Annotated in this window: 11 protein-coding genes; 2 read left to right on the top strand and 9 right to left on the bottom strand. The window is 66.3% G+C overall.

The features are described 5' to 3' along the window. Positions 1 to 49: 49 nt before the first annotated feature. Entirely contained in the window at positions 50 to 514 is a 465-nt protein-coding gene (locus NCR37_RS14445) for a glycine zipper family protein (RefSeq protein ID WP_250473778.1), read from the bottom strand. 446 nt (positions 515 to 960) lie between these two features. Here NCR37_RS14445 and NCR37_RS14440 point away from each other — a divergent pair, with 446 nt between their 5' ends. Next, positions 961 to 1,353, top strand: a complete 393-nt coding sequence (locus tag NCR37_RS14440) for a DUF6232 family protein (RefSeq protein ID WP_250473568.1) — start codon at positions 961 to 963, stop codon at positions 1,351 to 1,353. Between the two features lie 47 nt (positions 1,354 to 1,400). On the opposite strand, the gene NCR37_RS14435 is transcribed toward NCR37_RS14440, so the two are convergent. The 5 genes from NCR37_RS14435 to phnS all read right to left on the bottom strand — a co-directional run bounded on the left by NCR37_RS14435 (position 1,401) and on the right by phnS (position 7,942). After that, positions 1,401 to 3,854: a glycogen/starch/alpha-glucan phosphorylase gene (locus tag NCR37_RS14435; protein ID WP_250473567.1), complete on the bottom strand. Its 2,454-nt coding sequence runs from the start codon at positions 3,852 to 3,854 to the stop codon at positions 1,401 to 1,403. Positions 3,855 to 4,077: 223 nt separating this feature from the next. After that, positions 4,078 to 4,848: a 2-aminoethylphosphonate ABC transport system, membrane component PhnV gene (phnV, locus tag NCR37_RS14430; protein ID WP_250473566.1), complete on the bottom strand. Its 771-nt coding sequence runs from the start codon at positions 4,846 to 4,848 to the stop codon at positions 4,078 to 4,080. 43 nt (positions 4,849 to 4,891) lie between these two features. Beyond that, the gene (gene phnU, locus NCR37_RS14425; RefSeq protein ID WP_250473565.1) at positions 4,892 to 5,803 is read right to left on the bottom strand and encodes a 2-aminoethylphosphonate ABC transporter permease subunit; all 912 of its coding nucleotides are present in this window, start codon (positions 5,801 to 5,803) and stop codon (positions 4,892 to 4,894) included. Next, positions 5,781 to 6,857: a 2-aminoethylphosphonate ABC transport system ATP-binding subunit PhnT gene (gene phnT / locus NCR37_RS14420; RefSeq protein WP_250473564.1), complete on the bottom strand. Its 1,077-nt coding sequence runs from the start codon at positions 6,855 to 6,857 to the stop codon at positions 5,781 to 5,783. Before phnT ends, phnU begins: the two co-directional genes overlap by 23 nt. Next, on the bottom strand, positions 6,854 to 7,942 hold the full coding sequence (gene phnS / locus NCR37_RS14415) for a 2-aminoethylphosphonate ABC transporter substrate-binding protein (RefSeq protein ID WP_250473563.1): 1,089 nt from the start codon (positions 7,940 to 7,942) through the stop codon (positions 6,854 to 6,856). Before phnS ends, phnT begins: the two co-directional genes overlap by 4 nt. A gap of 175 nt (positions 7,943 to 8,117) precedes the next feature. Here phnS and NCR37_RS14410 point away from each other — a divergent pair, with 175 nt between their 5' ends. Then, a complete protein-coding gene (locus NCR37_RS14410) occupies positions 8,118 to 8,999 on the top strand; it encodes a DMT family transporter (protein ID WP_250473562.1) in 882 nt (293 codons plus the stop codon). 12 nt (positions 9,000 to 9,011) lie between these two features. Here NCR37_RS14410 and NCR37_RS14405 read toward each other — a convergent pair whose 3' ends face one another. The 3 genes from NCR37_RS14405 to NCR37_RS14395 form a co-directional block, all read right to left on the bottom strand. Next, complete coding sequence (locus NCR37_RS14405; RefSeq protein WP_502800533.1) at positions 9,012 to 10,184, bottom strand: L,D-transpeptidase; 1,173 nt, start codon at positions 10,182 to 10,184, stop codon at positions 9,012 to 9,014. Between the two features lie 650 nt (positions 10,185 to 10,834). Beyond that, positions 10,835 to 11,296, bottom strand: a complete 462-nt coding sequence (locus tag NCR37_RS14400) for a hypothetical protein (RefSeq protein WP_250473561.1) — start codon at positions 11,294 to 11,296, stop codon at positions 10,835 to 10,837. A gap of 188 nt (positions 11,297 to 11,484) precedes the next feature. After that, a complete protein-coding gene (locus NCR37_RS14395; protein WP_250473560.1) occupies positions 11,485 to 14,898 on the bottom strand; it encodes an ATP-binding protein in 3,414 nt (1,137 codons plus the stop codon). Between the last annotated feature and the right edge of the window lie 113 nt (positions 14,899 to 15,011).

The raw sequence follows: 15,011 nt of genomic DNA, 5'->3' as shown, positions 1-15,011 counted from the left end.
CGATGCCCACGAACCCGGCCGCGAGTGGATGCGTCGGACCGTCCCGGCGCTACTGGATCGAATAGCCGCGCCCCTGCATGCAGGCGGCCCACGCCCGGTAGTAGGTGTCCATCGCGCCCTGGCTTTGCGCCTGCGCGTTCGCCTGCTGCGCGCGCCGGTTCTGCCGCGCTCTCGCGCCGCCCGCCATGGTGCCGGCTGTCGCGCCGATGGCCGCGCCCTTGCCTGCATCGCCCGCAATGGCGCCGATCACTGCGCCGCCCGCCGCACCGCGCGCCGCGCCGCCCACGCGCTCGCCCCCGCCTACTGCTGGACCGGAAGGCGGCGGCGGCGCGGCGGACGCCGTCGCGGGATCGATGCCGGTGTTGCTCTTGGCCCAGCTGTAGCACGCGCCGTCGTCGCTCTGCTGTTGCTGCGGGCTCTGCCCCTTCGACGGATAAGCGATCGGCTTGCTTTGCGCCGCGACGTTCTGCGCCAGCGCGGCGATCACGACGGCACTGACCGCGCGCCCTCTCATTGCATTCATGGTGACTCCTTGTCCTCGTCGACCACGTTCGAGCACTGCGCATGCGATGCAGTTAATCACGCGCTCGACATTCACAGGGACCGCATGTCGTTACGTGATGCGCGAACGGGCACACGTACCCGCTCGTCGCGCGGATACACGAACATTAAAGGCGCTTTGCACCGCTCAGTCCAGCGATGTTTGCGCATCGCCAGTCGAACGGATGCGGCATGAACGAAGTGCCAACAACATGCGATATATGTTTCGGCATCCGAACTGAATAAGTTGGCGAAACGCTTATAAGGCTACTTTCGCAAAGAAGCTTACCGGCTGACAGATTTCGACAGCCGGAGTCCGGCGGCCACTTACAATTCCCCTCGTTCGCGACTTCTTCGCTCAACTCCGGCGTCTGGTAATCTGCCCGGTTTCTTCGCCGTCAATACATAATCGAACCGCTTATGGATACACCCTTCAACGAACGCGGCGTGACGCTCTCGCGCGCCGGCCTCTCCGCTTCCGGACAGATGATTCCGCTGCGCGAATTGCGCGCGGCGCGGGTCGTGAAGGTCGAGCGCAAGAAGCCGCTGCCTGTCGTTATCGCGCTGATCGGACTGGTGGCGCTCGGCGCCGGGTTCGTGACCGGCTCGGGCGCGGCGCTCGTGCTCGGCGTGATGATCGTCGTGGTCGGTTATTTGTCGTGGATCACGCAGGACGTGATCTACCAACTGATGGTCACGACTTCCGATGGCGAGCGCGAAGTGCTGATTACGAAGGATCAGGAATTCGCGGACCGCGTGGCGGCGCTCGTCGGCGAAGCCGTCGCAAAGCACGCGGCACGGCCGCAGGTCTGACGCAAAGCCGGCCGCACGGTCCCGCGCGGCCAGCGTGTCGACGCGCATCAAGTGAAACTCAAGGGCTCCACGTGCCAGATTTCCCGCGCGTACTCGGCGATCGTGCGGTCCGATGAAAAGATGCCCATGCCCGCTACGTTCTCGATGGCGCTTCTCGTCCACGCATCCTTGTCGCGGAACTTGAGATCGACTTCGCTCTGCGTCTTGTCGAAGCTCTCGAAGTCGGCGAGCACCATGTAGTGATCGCCCCAGTCCACGAGCGTGTGGAAGATGTCATAGAAGCGATGCGGCTCGTCCGGCGAAAAATGCCCGAGACGGATCTGGTCGAGCGCGAGCTTCAGCTCCGGATTCTCTTCATAGATCAGCCGCGGCCGATACCCCGCCGCGCGCAGCGATTCGATTTCGTCGGTCGTATTGCCGAAGATGAAGATGTTTTCGCGCCCGACCGCTTCGCATATCTCGATGTTCGCGCCGTCCAGCGTGCCGATGGTCAGCGCGCCGTTGAGCGCGAGCTTCATGTTGCCGGTGCCCGAGGCTTCGGTGCCCGCCATCGAAATCTGCTGTGAAAGATCCGCAGCCGGAATGATGAGTTCCGCGACGCTCACGCCGTAGTTCGGAATGAAGCCGATCTTCAGCCGGTCGCCGACGAGCGGGTCCGAATTCACCTTGCGCGCGACCTCGTTGATGAGCTTGATGATGTTCTTCGCCATCTTGTAGGCCGACGCCGCCTTGCCCGCGAACATCACCACGCGCGGCGTCCAGTCCCGTTCCGGATTCTCGCGAATGCGGTTGTAGCGCACGATCACATACAGAATGTTGAGCAACTGCCGCTTGTATTCGTGAATGCGCTTCACCTGCAGGTCGAACAGCGCCTCCGGATTGATGATGGCGTTGGCTTCGCGCCGCGCGCGTTCCACGAGACGCAGCTTGTTGGCGAACTTCGCGTCGTGGAATGCCTTGCGGAACTCGGGATCGTCGCGCCATTCACGCAGGCGTCCGAGCTCGAAGAGGTCCGTGCGCCAGCGCGGCCCGATGCGCTTGTCGATCAGCGACGACAGCGACGGACTCGCCTGCGCGAGCCAGCGTCGCGGCGTGATGCCGTTCGTCACGTTCGTGAAGCGGTCCGGATACATGCGCGCGAAGTCGGAGAAGATGTTCTGCACCATGAGTTGCGAATGCAGCTTCGAGACGCCGTTCACCTTCTGGCTCGCGACGATCGCGAGATGCGCCATGCGCACGCGGCGCTGGCCGAATTCATCGACGAGCGAGATACGGCGGATCAGCTCGACATCGCGCCCGAACTTCTCCGTGACCTGTTTCAGGAATTGCGCGTTGATCTCGAAGATGATCTCCAGATGCCGCGGCAACAGGCGCGCGAGCATCTCCACGTCCCACGTTTCGAGCGCTTCCGGCATCAACGTGTGATTCGTGTACGAGAACATCTGCTGCACGAGCTTCCAGGCCTTGTCCCACGGCACGCGGTGCGTATCGACGAGCAGGCGCATCAGTTCGGGAATGGCCAGCACCGGATGCGTGTCGTTCAGATGCACGGCGACCTTCTCCGCGAGCCGGCCGAAATGCGTGTGCGTGCGCTGATAGCGGCGAATCAGGTCCTGCATCGTCGCGGACACGAAGAAGTATTCCTGACGCAGACGCAATTCCCGGCCGGCCTGCGTCGAATCGTCGGGATACAGAAGACGCGACACATGCTCGGACGTGTTCTTCGCTTCCACCGCGCGGCGGTAGTCGCCCTGATTGAACGCAGAGAGATCGAATTCGTCGGTCGCGCGCGCGGACCACAGGCGCAGCGTGTTCGTCGCCGTCGTCGCGAAGCCGGGAATGACCGTGTCGTAGGCCATCGCGTTGACGTGCTCGGTGTCGATCCAGTCGATGCGGTCGTCGTGCTGCACCGTCCGCCCGCCGAAGTGCACGGTGTACACCACTTCCGGCCGCGGGAATTCCCACGGGTTGCCCGCGCGCAGCCAGTAATCGGGCATTTCGACCTGATTGCCGTCCACGATCGTCTGCCGGAACATGCCGTATTCGTAGCGGATGCCGTAGCCGAAGCCCGGCACGCCGACCGTCGCCATCGAATCCAGAAAGCAGGCCGCGAGCCGCCCGAGACCGCCGTTGCCGAGCGCGGCGTCGGGTTCAAGATCCTCTAGCGTGGCCAGATCGACGCCGAGACTCGCGAGCGCGTCGCGCACTTCGTCGTGAATGCCGAGCGCGAGCAGCGCGTTGGTGAAGGTGCGGCCGATGAGAAATTCCATCGACAGGTAATAGACGCGCTTGACGTCCTGCTCGTATTGCTGGCGCGTCGTGCGCATCCAGCGCGCGACGAGCCGGTCGCGCACGGCGAGTTCCGCCGCATGCAGCCAGTCGCGCGGCTGCGCGGTCGCCGCGTCCTTGCCTACGCCGTACATCAGGCGGTTCGAGATGGAGCGCCGCAGCGCCTCGACGGTGCTATTGAGCTGGTCGAATTCCAGGTCGACTGATGTCATCGAAACCTCCGGTGTTTTCAACTTATGCAACGACAGCGACGGGCGCCGCGAGTTCGGCCGGATTTCGCATGACCGACTGATTTCGCGCACAGGCGCGCGGACGCGGTCGCCCGAAAAAGGCAGGTTACGCCAGTTTTATTTTTTTTGGTATGACGAGCCGTGCGAAGGTTTCTGCCTGTGTGGCGCGAAAACCCGGTAAATTTTATTTCGGATATCGAAGTATCTAGCCTTCACGACGCGGCGCACGGCCCGCGATCACGAAGAGCGCGGCCAGCGAAACGGCCAGCAGAATGAAAGAAAGCGCCGACGCGGGCAGATAGTAGCCGCGATTGACCTGCCCGACCACGACGATAGGCACGGTCGCGAAGCCCGGCGGATACACGGTGAGCGTCGCGCCGAGTTCGCCGAGCGACAGCGCGAAGCCGAGCGCGAGGCTCGCCCGCACGGCGGGCAGCAGTTGCGGCAGCACGACGCGGGCCAGCACCATGCGCGGCGGCGCGCCGAGACTCGCGGCGGCTTCGCGCAGCGTGGTCACCTCCGGGCGCAACGCGGCGGCGGCGCAGCGGTAGCAGAACGGCAGCACGAGCGCGAGCTGCACGAGAACGACGATGGCCGCGGACCCGGACAAATCGACCGGCCGCTTGTGATACGCGATCAGCACCGCGAGCCCCAGCACGACGCTCGGCACGCCGCTGCCCGCCATCGCCACGGCATCGACGAGGGCGCCGAGCCCGCGACGGTCGCGCCCTTCGAGCGCCAGCGCGAGCCACAACCCGAGCGCGGTGCCGAGCACGGCGACGGCGAAGCCGGTCGTGAGGCTCGTCGTGAGCGCGTCGAATTCGCTGGATCCGAGCCGCGCGAACCAGCGCGCGCTGAAGCCGTCAGGAAGAATCGTGCCCGACCAGTGCGACGCCACGCTCGACAGCGCGACCACGATCACCGGCAACACGAAGAGCCAGAAGCACACGAGCGCGACAAGACACAATGCCGTCATGCGCAACAGCGAGACCGGTTTGCAAGACGCCGAAAGCTGCATGTCAGCGACCCTTCGTGCGCGCATCGACGCGGCGGTACAGCGCGTAGAGCGAAAGCGACATCAGCAGCATGACGACCGAGCCCGCCGCCGCCGCGCGCAGGTCGAGATCGACCGTAGCGGCGCTGTATATGGCGATGGGCAAGGTAATCAGACGCGCGCTGCCGAGCACGAGCAGAACGCCGAATTCATTCAACGTCAGCAGAAAGCACAGAATGGTCCCCGCCGCGATGCCCGGCCACGCGATCGGCAGCACCACTTTTGTCCCGACCATCCAGCCATCCGCGCCGAGGCTTTTCGCGGCTTCGACGAGACGCATGTCGAGCGTGGCGTAGGAAGCGAGCGTCGGGCGCACGACGAACGGCGCATAGAACACGACTTCGGCCAGAATCACGCCGCCGATGCCAAACAGGAAATCGAGCGGCGGCGCTTCCAGCGCGAACATCCGCTGCAAGCCGATACTCACCGCGCCCTGCGATCCGTACAGGAAGATCAGCGTGAACGCGACGAGAAACGACGGAAACGCGACGAAGAGTTCGAGAAAGCGCGTGAGCAGCTTCGCGCCCGGAAACGGCCGGAAGAACAGCATCGAAGCCAGCGCGACGCCGAGCAGCGAGGCAATCGACGCGCTCGCGAAGAGAACGCCGAGCGTCGTGCCGATCACGCCGCGCGTCTCCGGGTTGCCGAAGAACGCGGTGTAGGCATCGAAGGTAAGGCCGTGCGGACCCGTTGCACTCAGCCACACGAGGCGCGCGAGCGGATACACGACGAGCGGCCCGAGCACGACGACGAGAATGAAGAGCAACTGCCACTGCGCGCGCTTTTCCCGACGCTGCGCCGCCGCCCGATGCGCGGCGAAGTTGCTCTCGTTCGCTGCCGTTCTGGCGACGCTGTCAGGGACGAACAAGGACGACATCGTCAGCCTCGAATCGAAGAGAAACGCGCGCGCCCTTTTCGGGCATGCGCGCGTGGCCGCGCTGCATCGTGACGAGCACGGGCTCGCCGGGCAGCGCATCGAGCGCGACGGCAATGGACAGCGCCGCGCCGTACCAGTCCACCGATGCGACCGTGCCGTGCAGCGGGCCATCGCCGAGCGGCGCAATCGCGAAACGCTCGGGACGGATGCACGCAAGACGCTCGCGCTCGTCGTGACGCGCATCGCCGACCGGATAGACCACGCGCGGCGGCAGCAGATTCGCCGCGCCGAGATAACGCGCCACGAAGCCGTCGTTGGGCGCGTCGTAGAGCTCGCGCGGCGAGCCGAGTTGCGCGATGCGGCCATCGCGCATCAGAAGCGTGCGATCGGACAGCACGAGGGCGTCGTCCTGATCGTGCGTCACGCAGACGATCGTCAGATTCGGCAGACGCTCGTGCAGCGACTTCAGTTCGCTGCGCACGGACGCGCGCAGATTCGCGTCGAGCGCGGAGAGCGGTTCGTCGAGCAAGAGCACGTCCGGCTCGATGACGAGCGCGCGCGCCAGCGCCACGCGCTGCTGCATGCCGCCGGAAAGCTGCGCGGGCATGACGTGACCGGCATCGGCGAGTTGCACGAGCTTGAGCGCATCGGCGACGCGGCGCGCGATTTCCGCCGCTTTCAGCTTGCGCGCGTGCAACCCGAAGGCGACGTTCTCGAACACGGACAGATGCGGGAAGAGCGCGTAGTTCTGAAACAGCAGGCCGAGATTGCGACGATGCGCGGCTACATGCGTCAAATCCCGCCCGGCGATGCTGAGCGTGCCCGCGAGCGCGTCCGCGTTGACGAATCCTGCGATGAAGCGCAAAAGCGTGGTCTTGCCGCAGCCGCTTCGGCCGAGCACGGTCAGGAACTCGCCGCGCTCGATATTGAGCGTGAGGTCGTCGAGCACCGTGCGCGCGCCGAAGCGCACGGTCAGGCGCTCGATGCGCACGCCGGATGTCGCGGCGAGCGCCGGTTCCTCGCGCGCCGCCGGCGACAGTGCAATCGTGCTCACGACTTCGGCTTCACGACTTCGGTTTGCTTCCCCGAATTGCCGATGACTTCGTTCTTCCATCGGTCAGTCCAGCCGGCCTTCTTCTGCATCACCTGATTCCAGTCCACGGGAATCAGCTTGACGCCGGAAATGGCCTGCTTGACGGTGTCGCCGTTCTTGCCGGCGAGCGGCACGTCCGTGCGCGCCGGGATGCCGTAGATATCGGGCACTTTCGCCTGCACGTCGGCCGACATCAGATAGTCGATCAGCTTCTTTCCTTCCGCGTGATTCGGCGCGCCCTTGATGAGACCGATGGCGTACGGAAGCTGGAACGTGGTCGGCGCTTCGCCTGCGGCGTGCGAGAGAAAGAGCGGCTTGATCGACAAACCGCCGTTCGCGGCATCGTCGAGATCCATTTGCAGGTCGCCGTTCGCGAACGCGATTTCGTTACGCGAGAGCAGCACGTCGAGATAACCCGTGCCCTTCGTGTGGAACTTGGCGCTTTGTTCGAGCGACTTCAGATAGTCGAACGCCTTGTCCTCGCCCATCAGCGCGGACGTCAGGATGATGACCGCCATGCCGTCGCCGGCGGTGGCAGGGTTCGAATACGCCACCTTGCCCGCGTAGTTCGGATGCAGAAGGTCCGCGAACGTCTTCGGCGCGGTCTTCGTGACTTCCGGATTGATCGCGAAGGAGAAGTAGTTGTTCACGAACGTGGCCCACGCGCCGTCCGGCGCCTTCGCGATGGCGGGCACGTTCTTGTAGTTCACGCTCTGATAGTTTTGCAGCAGCCCGCTTTGCGCGGCCTGTTGAATGAACGGCGGCAGCGTGACGAGGACATCGGCCTTCGGCGAGTCCTTCTCGACGGTCGCTCGGTTCACCACTTCGCCGCTTCCCGCCGTCACTATATTCACCTTCACGCCTTCTTTCTTCTCGAAGGCGGGCAGCACGTCCTTATAGAGATTCTCGAGGCCGTCGGCGGTGTACAAAACCACCGCGTCGGCGGCCAGCGCGGGCGTCGCCGCGAATGAAGCCAGTGCAGCCAGTGCAATCGATGCGCACGCGCCGGGCAGCAGCCGGCGCGCGAAGGATGAATCGCGGGTCATGTAGAGTCTCGTGGCTGGATGACAGAGGACGGTAGAGCCGAAGCATTGCAGAGCTCTGTGACATCGGCGTGACTGCGCGGCGCTGTCATGTGCGGCTTCGGCAGTGCACGGTTGAACAAGACGGCGCGCGTGATTGCGTCGATACTGCTGCCTTTCCGGTCTGCCACACTCGCTCATGCTCTCCTTGCTCATCGCGCCCGTATTCGTGTTTCTATGGTCGACGGGCTTTATCGTCGCGCGGGCGATCACGCCTTACGTCGACCCGAATCTATATCTGCTCGCGCGCTTTAGCGGCACGGCGCTGCTGTTCGTCGTGCTGGCGCTCGCTGCCCGCGTGGCATGGCCGAATGCACGGGATGCCGCGCGGCATCTCTTCGCGGGCGCGCTGCTGCAAGGCGTGTATCTCGGCGCGGGCTACTGGGCGGTGGCGCAAGGTCTGGGCGTCGGCGTGATGGCGCTGCTGGGGGCGCTTCAGCCGCTTTTGACGGCGGCCATCGCGGCGCGCGTGTTCGGCGAGCGGCTTTCGGCGCGATCGTGGAGCGGGCTGCTCGTGGGTCTCGCGGGCGTCGGGCTCGTTCTCGCGCCGAAGCTCGCGCAAAGCGGCGCGCCGGCGGCCCATACCGCGAACGCCGCGCCGCAATGGCTCGTCGTGACGGTCGCGGTAGTGTCCGTTTTCGCGATCACCGCAGGCACGCTGTATCAGAAGACATCGCTCGCGAGCGCCGATATCCGCAGCGCAAGCGCGCTGCAAAACGCGGGCGCGGCCATCGTCGCGGCGGTGCTCGCCCTGTCGCTCGGCGAACACCGCTTCATTCCGACGATGACGACGTGGGCCTGCATCGCGTGGGGCGTGCTCATGCTCTCGGGCGTCGCGACGACGCTGCTCGTGTGGATGGTCCGGCGCGGCGATGCGTCGCGCGCGACGGCCCTGCTCTTTCTCGCGCCGCCGCTCGCCGCGCTGATGAGCTTTCTCGCGTTCGGCGAGACGCTAGGCGTGGTGCAATTGGCGGGCTTTGCCGTCGCGTTGGCGGGCGTAGTGCTCGCGCGGTCGAAATAGCGTTCGCCGCGTTCAGTCGACGGAATTCGCGCCCACGGGCGTACGTGCCCGCGCCGCCTTGCCCGGTCCGGGCGACCACGCCGGCCGCGCCTTCGCGCCGCTATCGACGACGACGAGGTAATGCCCCGCCCACGGCGTCGTCTGCCGCGTGGGCTTCAGCACCCACATGGATTCCCCTTCGGCCGCGCGCGCTTCGTACTGCGCATCGAGGATGCCGTGGTGATCGAAAAACGCGTTGAGCGTCGACGGGATGCGCACGCAGCCTTTTGAATGCCGCATGCCAAGTAGCGGCTCAAGCTTTTCGGGATCGGTGGCGTGCATCTGGAAGCGCATCGGCGAGACGCCGCCTTTGCCCCAGCCGCGTTCGCCATCGGCCCAGCCGAAGTCGTAGATGCGCATGTCGCGCGCTCCGTACCCGCGAATTTTGAATTCGTTCTCCGTGCCCTCGGCGCGAAAGTCCATGTTGCCCGGCACGTGCTGGAAAACGCCGAGCGGCGTCAGGAAGTGGTCGTATGTGCCGGGCCGTCCGGTCGATACGGGCGATGCGCCGATCATCGACCAGGCATCGCCCGGCTTCGCGCGAAAGTAGACGAAGAGCGCCTGCACGTTCTCGCTGCGATCGACGAGCACGACGAATTCGTTTGCAAGTGCGCCGTGGCCGTGATCGTCGAGCGCATGCTGCAGGAGGCGGCCATTAGCCTGCTGTGCGGCGAGCGGCACGTTCAGACGGCGATCCACTTCTTTCGCGAACGTCTGACGCATCGCGTAGGCGCCCGTCGCCGGCAGGCCGGTGCGCTGCGCGACGTTCGGCTCGGGCGGCTCCGGCGGAAGCGGGACCTCGGGCACGGCGGCTTCGGATGCGGCGGATGCGGCCTCGGCGGCTTCGGCGGCTGATGCTGCGGATGCTGCGGATGCTTCACTTGCTGCGGGTGCTTCGCTTGCCGCTGACGGGCCGCTTCCGGCCGATGCTCTGCGTGCCGTTGATGCCTTGCTTGCTGCGGGTGCTTCGCTTGATACGGGTGCTTCGCTTGCCGTTGATGCCCCGCTTGCCGCTGATGCCCCGCTTGCCGCTGATGCCCCGCGTTCCGCTGATGCTCCGCCTTCCGCTGATGCCCGGCTTGCTGCCGATGCACCCAATCGCGCTGACGCCGCCGATGCGCCTTGCGGTGTCATTGGCACCGGCATCGCGGGCAACGCGCGAGGCGGCGCGCTCGCTACCTGCGGCGCACTGGCGCTGCGCAAAAGCGGCGGCGCGGGCGGTAGAAGCGCAGGGGCGACGCGTCCTTGCACGACCGACCCCGGTTCCGCGCGAGCTTGCGGCATGCAGGCGAACAGTGCGATCAGTGCCGCGACCCCGATGATTCGTGCGCCGATTGGCGTCTCGTTGTTTCCTTCGGGCTGCATTGAAAGATCCGCTTGAGCCTCGACCACGGACGGTTCGCTGGACCGTCCGCTGGAATGAGCGCGCATCGACGAAGAAGCCGGTGCTTTCGATGGCACCGGCTAGCTGTGATGTTGAGTTCGTCACTATGGTGGAAGCAAGGTCTGTTCCGGCGCGGTGGTGCGATTGGAGGGATGCGCGATGGCGCCGTACGAGTGCGGCAGTGCGCGGCTCGCGGCTCGCGGTTCTCGATTCTCGATTCTCGATTCTCGATTCTCGATTCTCGATTCTCGATTCTCGGTTCTCGGTTCTCGGTTCTCGGTTCTCGGCTAGCAACTGGCCGTGCGCGTCGCGCTCGCCATTCGATGCGTGGCGGGGTGCCCGCGTGCCCGGTTTTGCATTCGGCGTTTTGCGTTCTGCCTTTTGCGTTGGCGTTTGCATCCTTCCTACCCCGTTAGAACCCCTGACAAGACATACTAGAAAGATTCGGAAAGAGATTCGCCCAGTCCCCCGCCATCGCCGACTGCGCGGCCTTAAGCGTCATGTCGCCGGTGCACACGCAACGCTTGAGATAGACCGCGAGCCGCTCCTTGCGACGTTGACCGTCGCGCCCTTCCCAGCGGCGCACATCCAGGTTGGCGGGCGAATTCGGCGAGCCGCCGAGCAGCACCGGCATGCGGTGATCCAGCGCGTATTCCGACGCGAACGAAGCATCGATGCTTCGCTGCTTCAAGAGCCGCTCCTTCTGGCGCATCTGCGTCTCGAAGGACGGCAGCACGCGATCGACGTAACCGGGCACGCAGATGGTGTCGACGATGGTGGCCTGCGTGACGTGCGGGTCGAGCCAGTCCGGCTGCTGCGCGCGCGCCGCATCGGTGCGAAGCGTCGCCGCCGTCGCGATGAGCGCGAGAAGCACGAAGGCCGCCGCCCGGACGACGCCGCGAGAACGACGACGGATTGCGTATGTATCCCTTCGATTCATGCCTCGTTGGCGCAAGCTGATCGCGCGGCCAACGCATGGCCGCTAATTCGAGATGAACGGAGGTTCAATTAGAACACACGATCGCGAACATACGATCGAGACGCGGCGCGCAAGCGCGTCGGTCACACGGATGGCCGCGCAACGGCGGCGTCGAGCGCGGCATCGAGTGTCAGGGCGGCATGCTCGAAGGCGGCGAACGATGCGTCAATCGAAGCATCGTCCTCGCCGTTGCGATCTTCGTCGATGGCGCGGTCGCAGTCGCGCTGAAGGGCGACGCACGTCTCTTTGAACCGCGCCGCGCCGATGACCGCCGCCGCACCCTTCATCCGATGCGCGATCTCGCGCAGGCGCTCGTGATCGCACGCGTTTCTCGCCGCATGAGCCTCGTCGAGATCGTGCGCGTTGGCCGATCGGAGCGTTTCGAGGAGCGTCGCGGCCTGATCGCCGAAGGTGGCGAGCGTCGCGGAGTCGAAAGGCGGCGTGGTGTCGGCGTCTGGTGTGACATCGCGGGTCTGTTGCGGGGGCGTCGACCGCGTTGTCGTGGCTTGTGTGGTCTCGAACGCCGCCGTCGCTTGCATCGCGGGCGCAGGCCTGGCGGGCACACTCCAGTCGGCTTCTCCAGGTCGCTCGCTTTCAGCGAAACGTCCCGCCTGCCCTGGTCCAGTTTCCCGCTCGTCCATGCTCCCCGCGACCGCCTGCGCATGCTTCCCCGCAGCCGCCGCCGCAAGCGCATCGCGCAGCGCATCCAGGCCGATCGGCTTCACGAGACACATCGTCATGCCCGCCGCCACCGCGCGCCGGGCCGCTTCGGGCTGCGCATTCGCCGTCAGTCCGACAATGGGCGTCGCGCGTGCGCCGAACGCGTGCGCCGCCTCGTCGGCGCGGATGGCTTCGGCCAGTTCCTCGCCGCTCATCTCGGGCATCGAGCAGTCGGTGAGAATCACGTCGAACGCGCCCGGATGGTCGCGCCAGCGCGCGAACGCGCTGCGGCCGTCCACCGCGAGTTCGGTCGAGCCGCCGAGCAGCCGGATCTGTCCGTCGAGCACCATGCGGTTCGCGGGATGATCGTCCACGACGAGCACGCGCAAGCCCCTGAGCGCACGCGCGGCCTCGGGCGCCGCATCGCGCGTTTCGGAAGGCTGTGGCTGCGCCGTCTCCTGCGCTTCGGGAAACGCGGCGCGTACCGTGAAGCGGGTTCCCTGTCCGGGCGTGCTGGCAAACGCGATGCTGCCGCCCATCATCGACACGAGCCGCTTGCAGATGGTGAGCCCGAGCCCCGTGCCGCCGAAACGCCGCGCGCCGCCGTCGTGGGCCTGCACGAACGGCGTGAAGAGCGACGCCTGCCGCTCCGGCGCAATGCCGACGCCCGTATCCGACACGACCAACGTGACCGCGCGCTTGCCGTCGCGCGGCGGCGCGACATCGCACGCCAGCGTGACCGCGCCGGCATCGGTGAACTTGATCGCGTTCGACAGCAGATTGCCGACGATCTGCCGCAGCCGCTGCGCGTCGGCCACGATCCACGCCGGACCGTCGCGCTCGCCGTGCCGCTCGACGACGAGCGCGATGCCCTTCGCCCGCGCCGCCGGCTCGTAGATGGCCGCAACGCCCGCGATCCACGCAAAGAGCTCGACCGGCGACGGCGCCAGCACGAGCCGCTCGGCTTCGATCTTCGCGACGTCGAGCAGATCGTCGATCATGCCGAGCAGATCGCGCGCTGCGTGATGCGCCGTGCGCAGCGACCGCTCGGAGGCTTCGCGGTTGCCGGGCGCGCGCAATTCGAGTTCGAGCAGGCCGAGCACCGCGTTCATCGGCGTGCGGATTTCGTGGCTCATCGTCGCGAGAAAGGTGGACTTCGCGCGGTTCGCGGTCTCCGCTTCCTCCTTGGCGACGCGCATCGCGTTTTCAGCGGCGATGCGTCGCACGATCTGCGCGCGCAGCGACACCGCCCACCCGGCGAGCACAAGCACGAGCGCGCCACCGAGCGCCGCGCCCAGCTCCACGCGCGGGCGCCTTTGCTCCCACAATGTTTCGGGATGCTCAGCAAGCTGCCAACGGGCACGAATGGCTTCGAGTTCGTGAGGCGGCAAGGCCGCGATCGCGCGATTCAGAATGTCGAGCAACACCGGCTGATTGCGCGCGACGAGAAACACGTGCGGCGACGGCTTCGACGACAGCACGCCGCTGATGTCGAGCCTGCCGCGATACGGATTGCCGATCGCGTAATTGGCGAGCTTCATGTCGAGCAGCGCCGCGTCGGCCCGGCCGTTGGCGACAGCGGCGAGTTGGCTTTCGATCGAACTGACTTCGACGATGCGGGCCGTCGGCGCCTTGCCGGTCAGCGTCGGCGGCGCGGGAAGGCCGGCGGGCAACGCGACGCGCTTGCCGGCGAGCGCGGCGGCATCGGCGAGCGGCGGCGAGCCCGAGCGCGTCACGATGGCGACAAGCCCTTCGCCGAACGGCACCGACGCGACGAAGTCCGGATCGTCAGGACCGCGCGGCACGCTGATCGGCAGGAATGCGGATTCGCCGGTCTTCACGTCGCGCTCGATCCGCGTGATATCGCGGCGCAGGCGTCCCTCGAAGCGCAGCCCGGTCGTGCGCGAGACCGCCGCGAGCAGGTCCGGCGCGAGACCGGCGGGCTGACCGCGCGCGTCGCGGAACATGAGCGGTGGCGCGTGCGACAGCATCGAGTAATAGACGACCGGATGCGCCGCGATCCACGCCTTCTGCGCGGGCGTCAGTTCGGGCGTGCCCTGCGCCGAAACTGCCGTCATCGCCACTTCCCAGCGAGCGCGGGCCACGATCATGAAGCGCGGCGGCAGGCGCGCCAGCGCGGCATCGACCCGCTGCGCCAGCGCTTGCGCGTCGGGCCGGGCTGACGCGAACGCGAAGCTGTAGCCGCTCTCGTCGAAGGGCGCAAAGCCCGTGACCGCGAGACCGGGCAAATCGAGGTGTCCGATGCAGTACGCGGCAGCCGTCACGTCGCCGGCGAATGCATCGGCCTGACCGAGCGAAACCGCGAGCAATGCCGAAACGGTATCGGGGTAAGCTGCGAGCGTCATCGAAGGATACGCGGCCGCAAGCCGCGCGGGCGATGTCTGCGTCTGCACGTACGCCATGCGATGTGTGGCCGCGTGCTTTGCAAGCGGCTCGACGATGACCGTCTTGATGGGCAGATAAGGCCGCGAGAGCAGCAGCGGGCCGCCGGGATCGTCGCCGGTCGCGCCGGTGGCCATGTCGATTTCGCCGCGCGAGAGCGCGTCGAGGAGCGCGGCGCGATTGGGATAGCGCCGCCATTGCGGCGCCATCCCGAGCGATTCGGCGACCGCCTGCGCGAACTCGATGGAGACGCCGCGCGGCGCGGCGTTCGCGTCCGGGCCCGCGGCGACATCCAGCGGAGGAACCATGCCCGGCACCGCGCCGATCACGAGCCGCGCGGCGGCATGAGAAGCGCCCGCCGTCAGCGCCGCGAGGAGCCATGCGACAGCGAGCAGAAAGCGCAACGCGCGTTGCGGCCTCGAAGAATGCGACACGCTGCACCCCCAATCCGAGCGGTGCAGCTAGTGTGTCAGAAAGCGCAGGACGCGCCAATCGGACAGCGGACGAGCCTTTGACACGTTCGCGCGTGCCGTTGCGATAACCGAAA

Source organism: Caballeronia sp. GAFFF1 (genome assembly GCF_023630705.1).
Lineage (GTDB): Bacteria > Pseudomonadota > Gammaproteobacteria > Burkholderiales > Burkholderiaceae > Caballeronia.
This window is presented reverse-complemented; position numbering and strand designations above follow the sequence as displayed.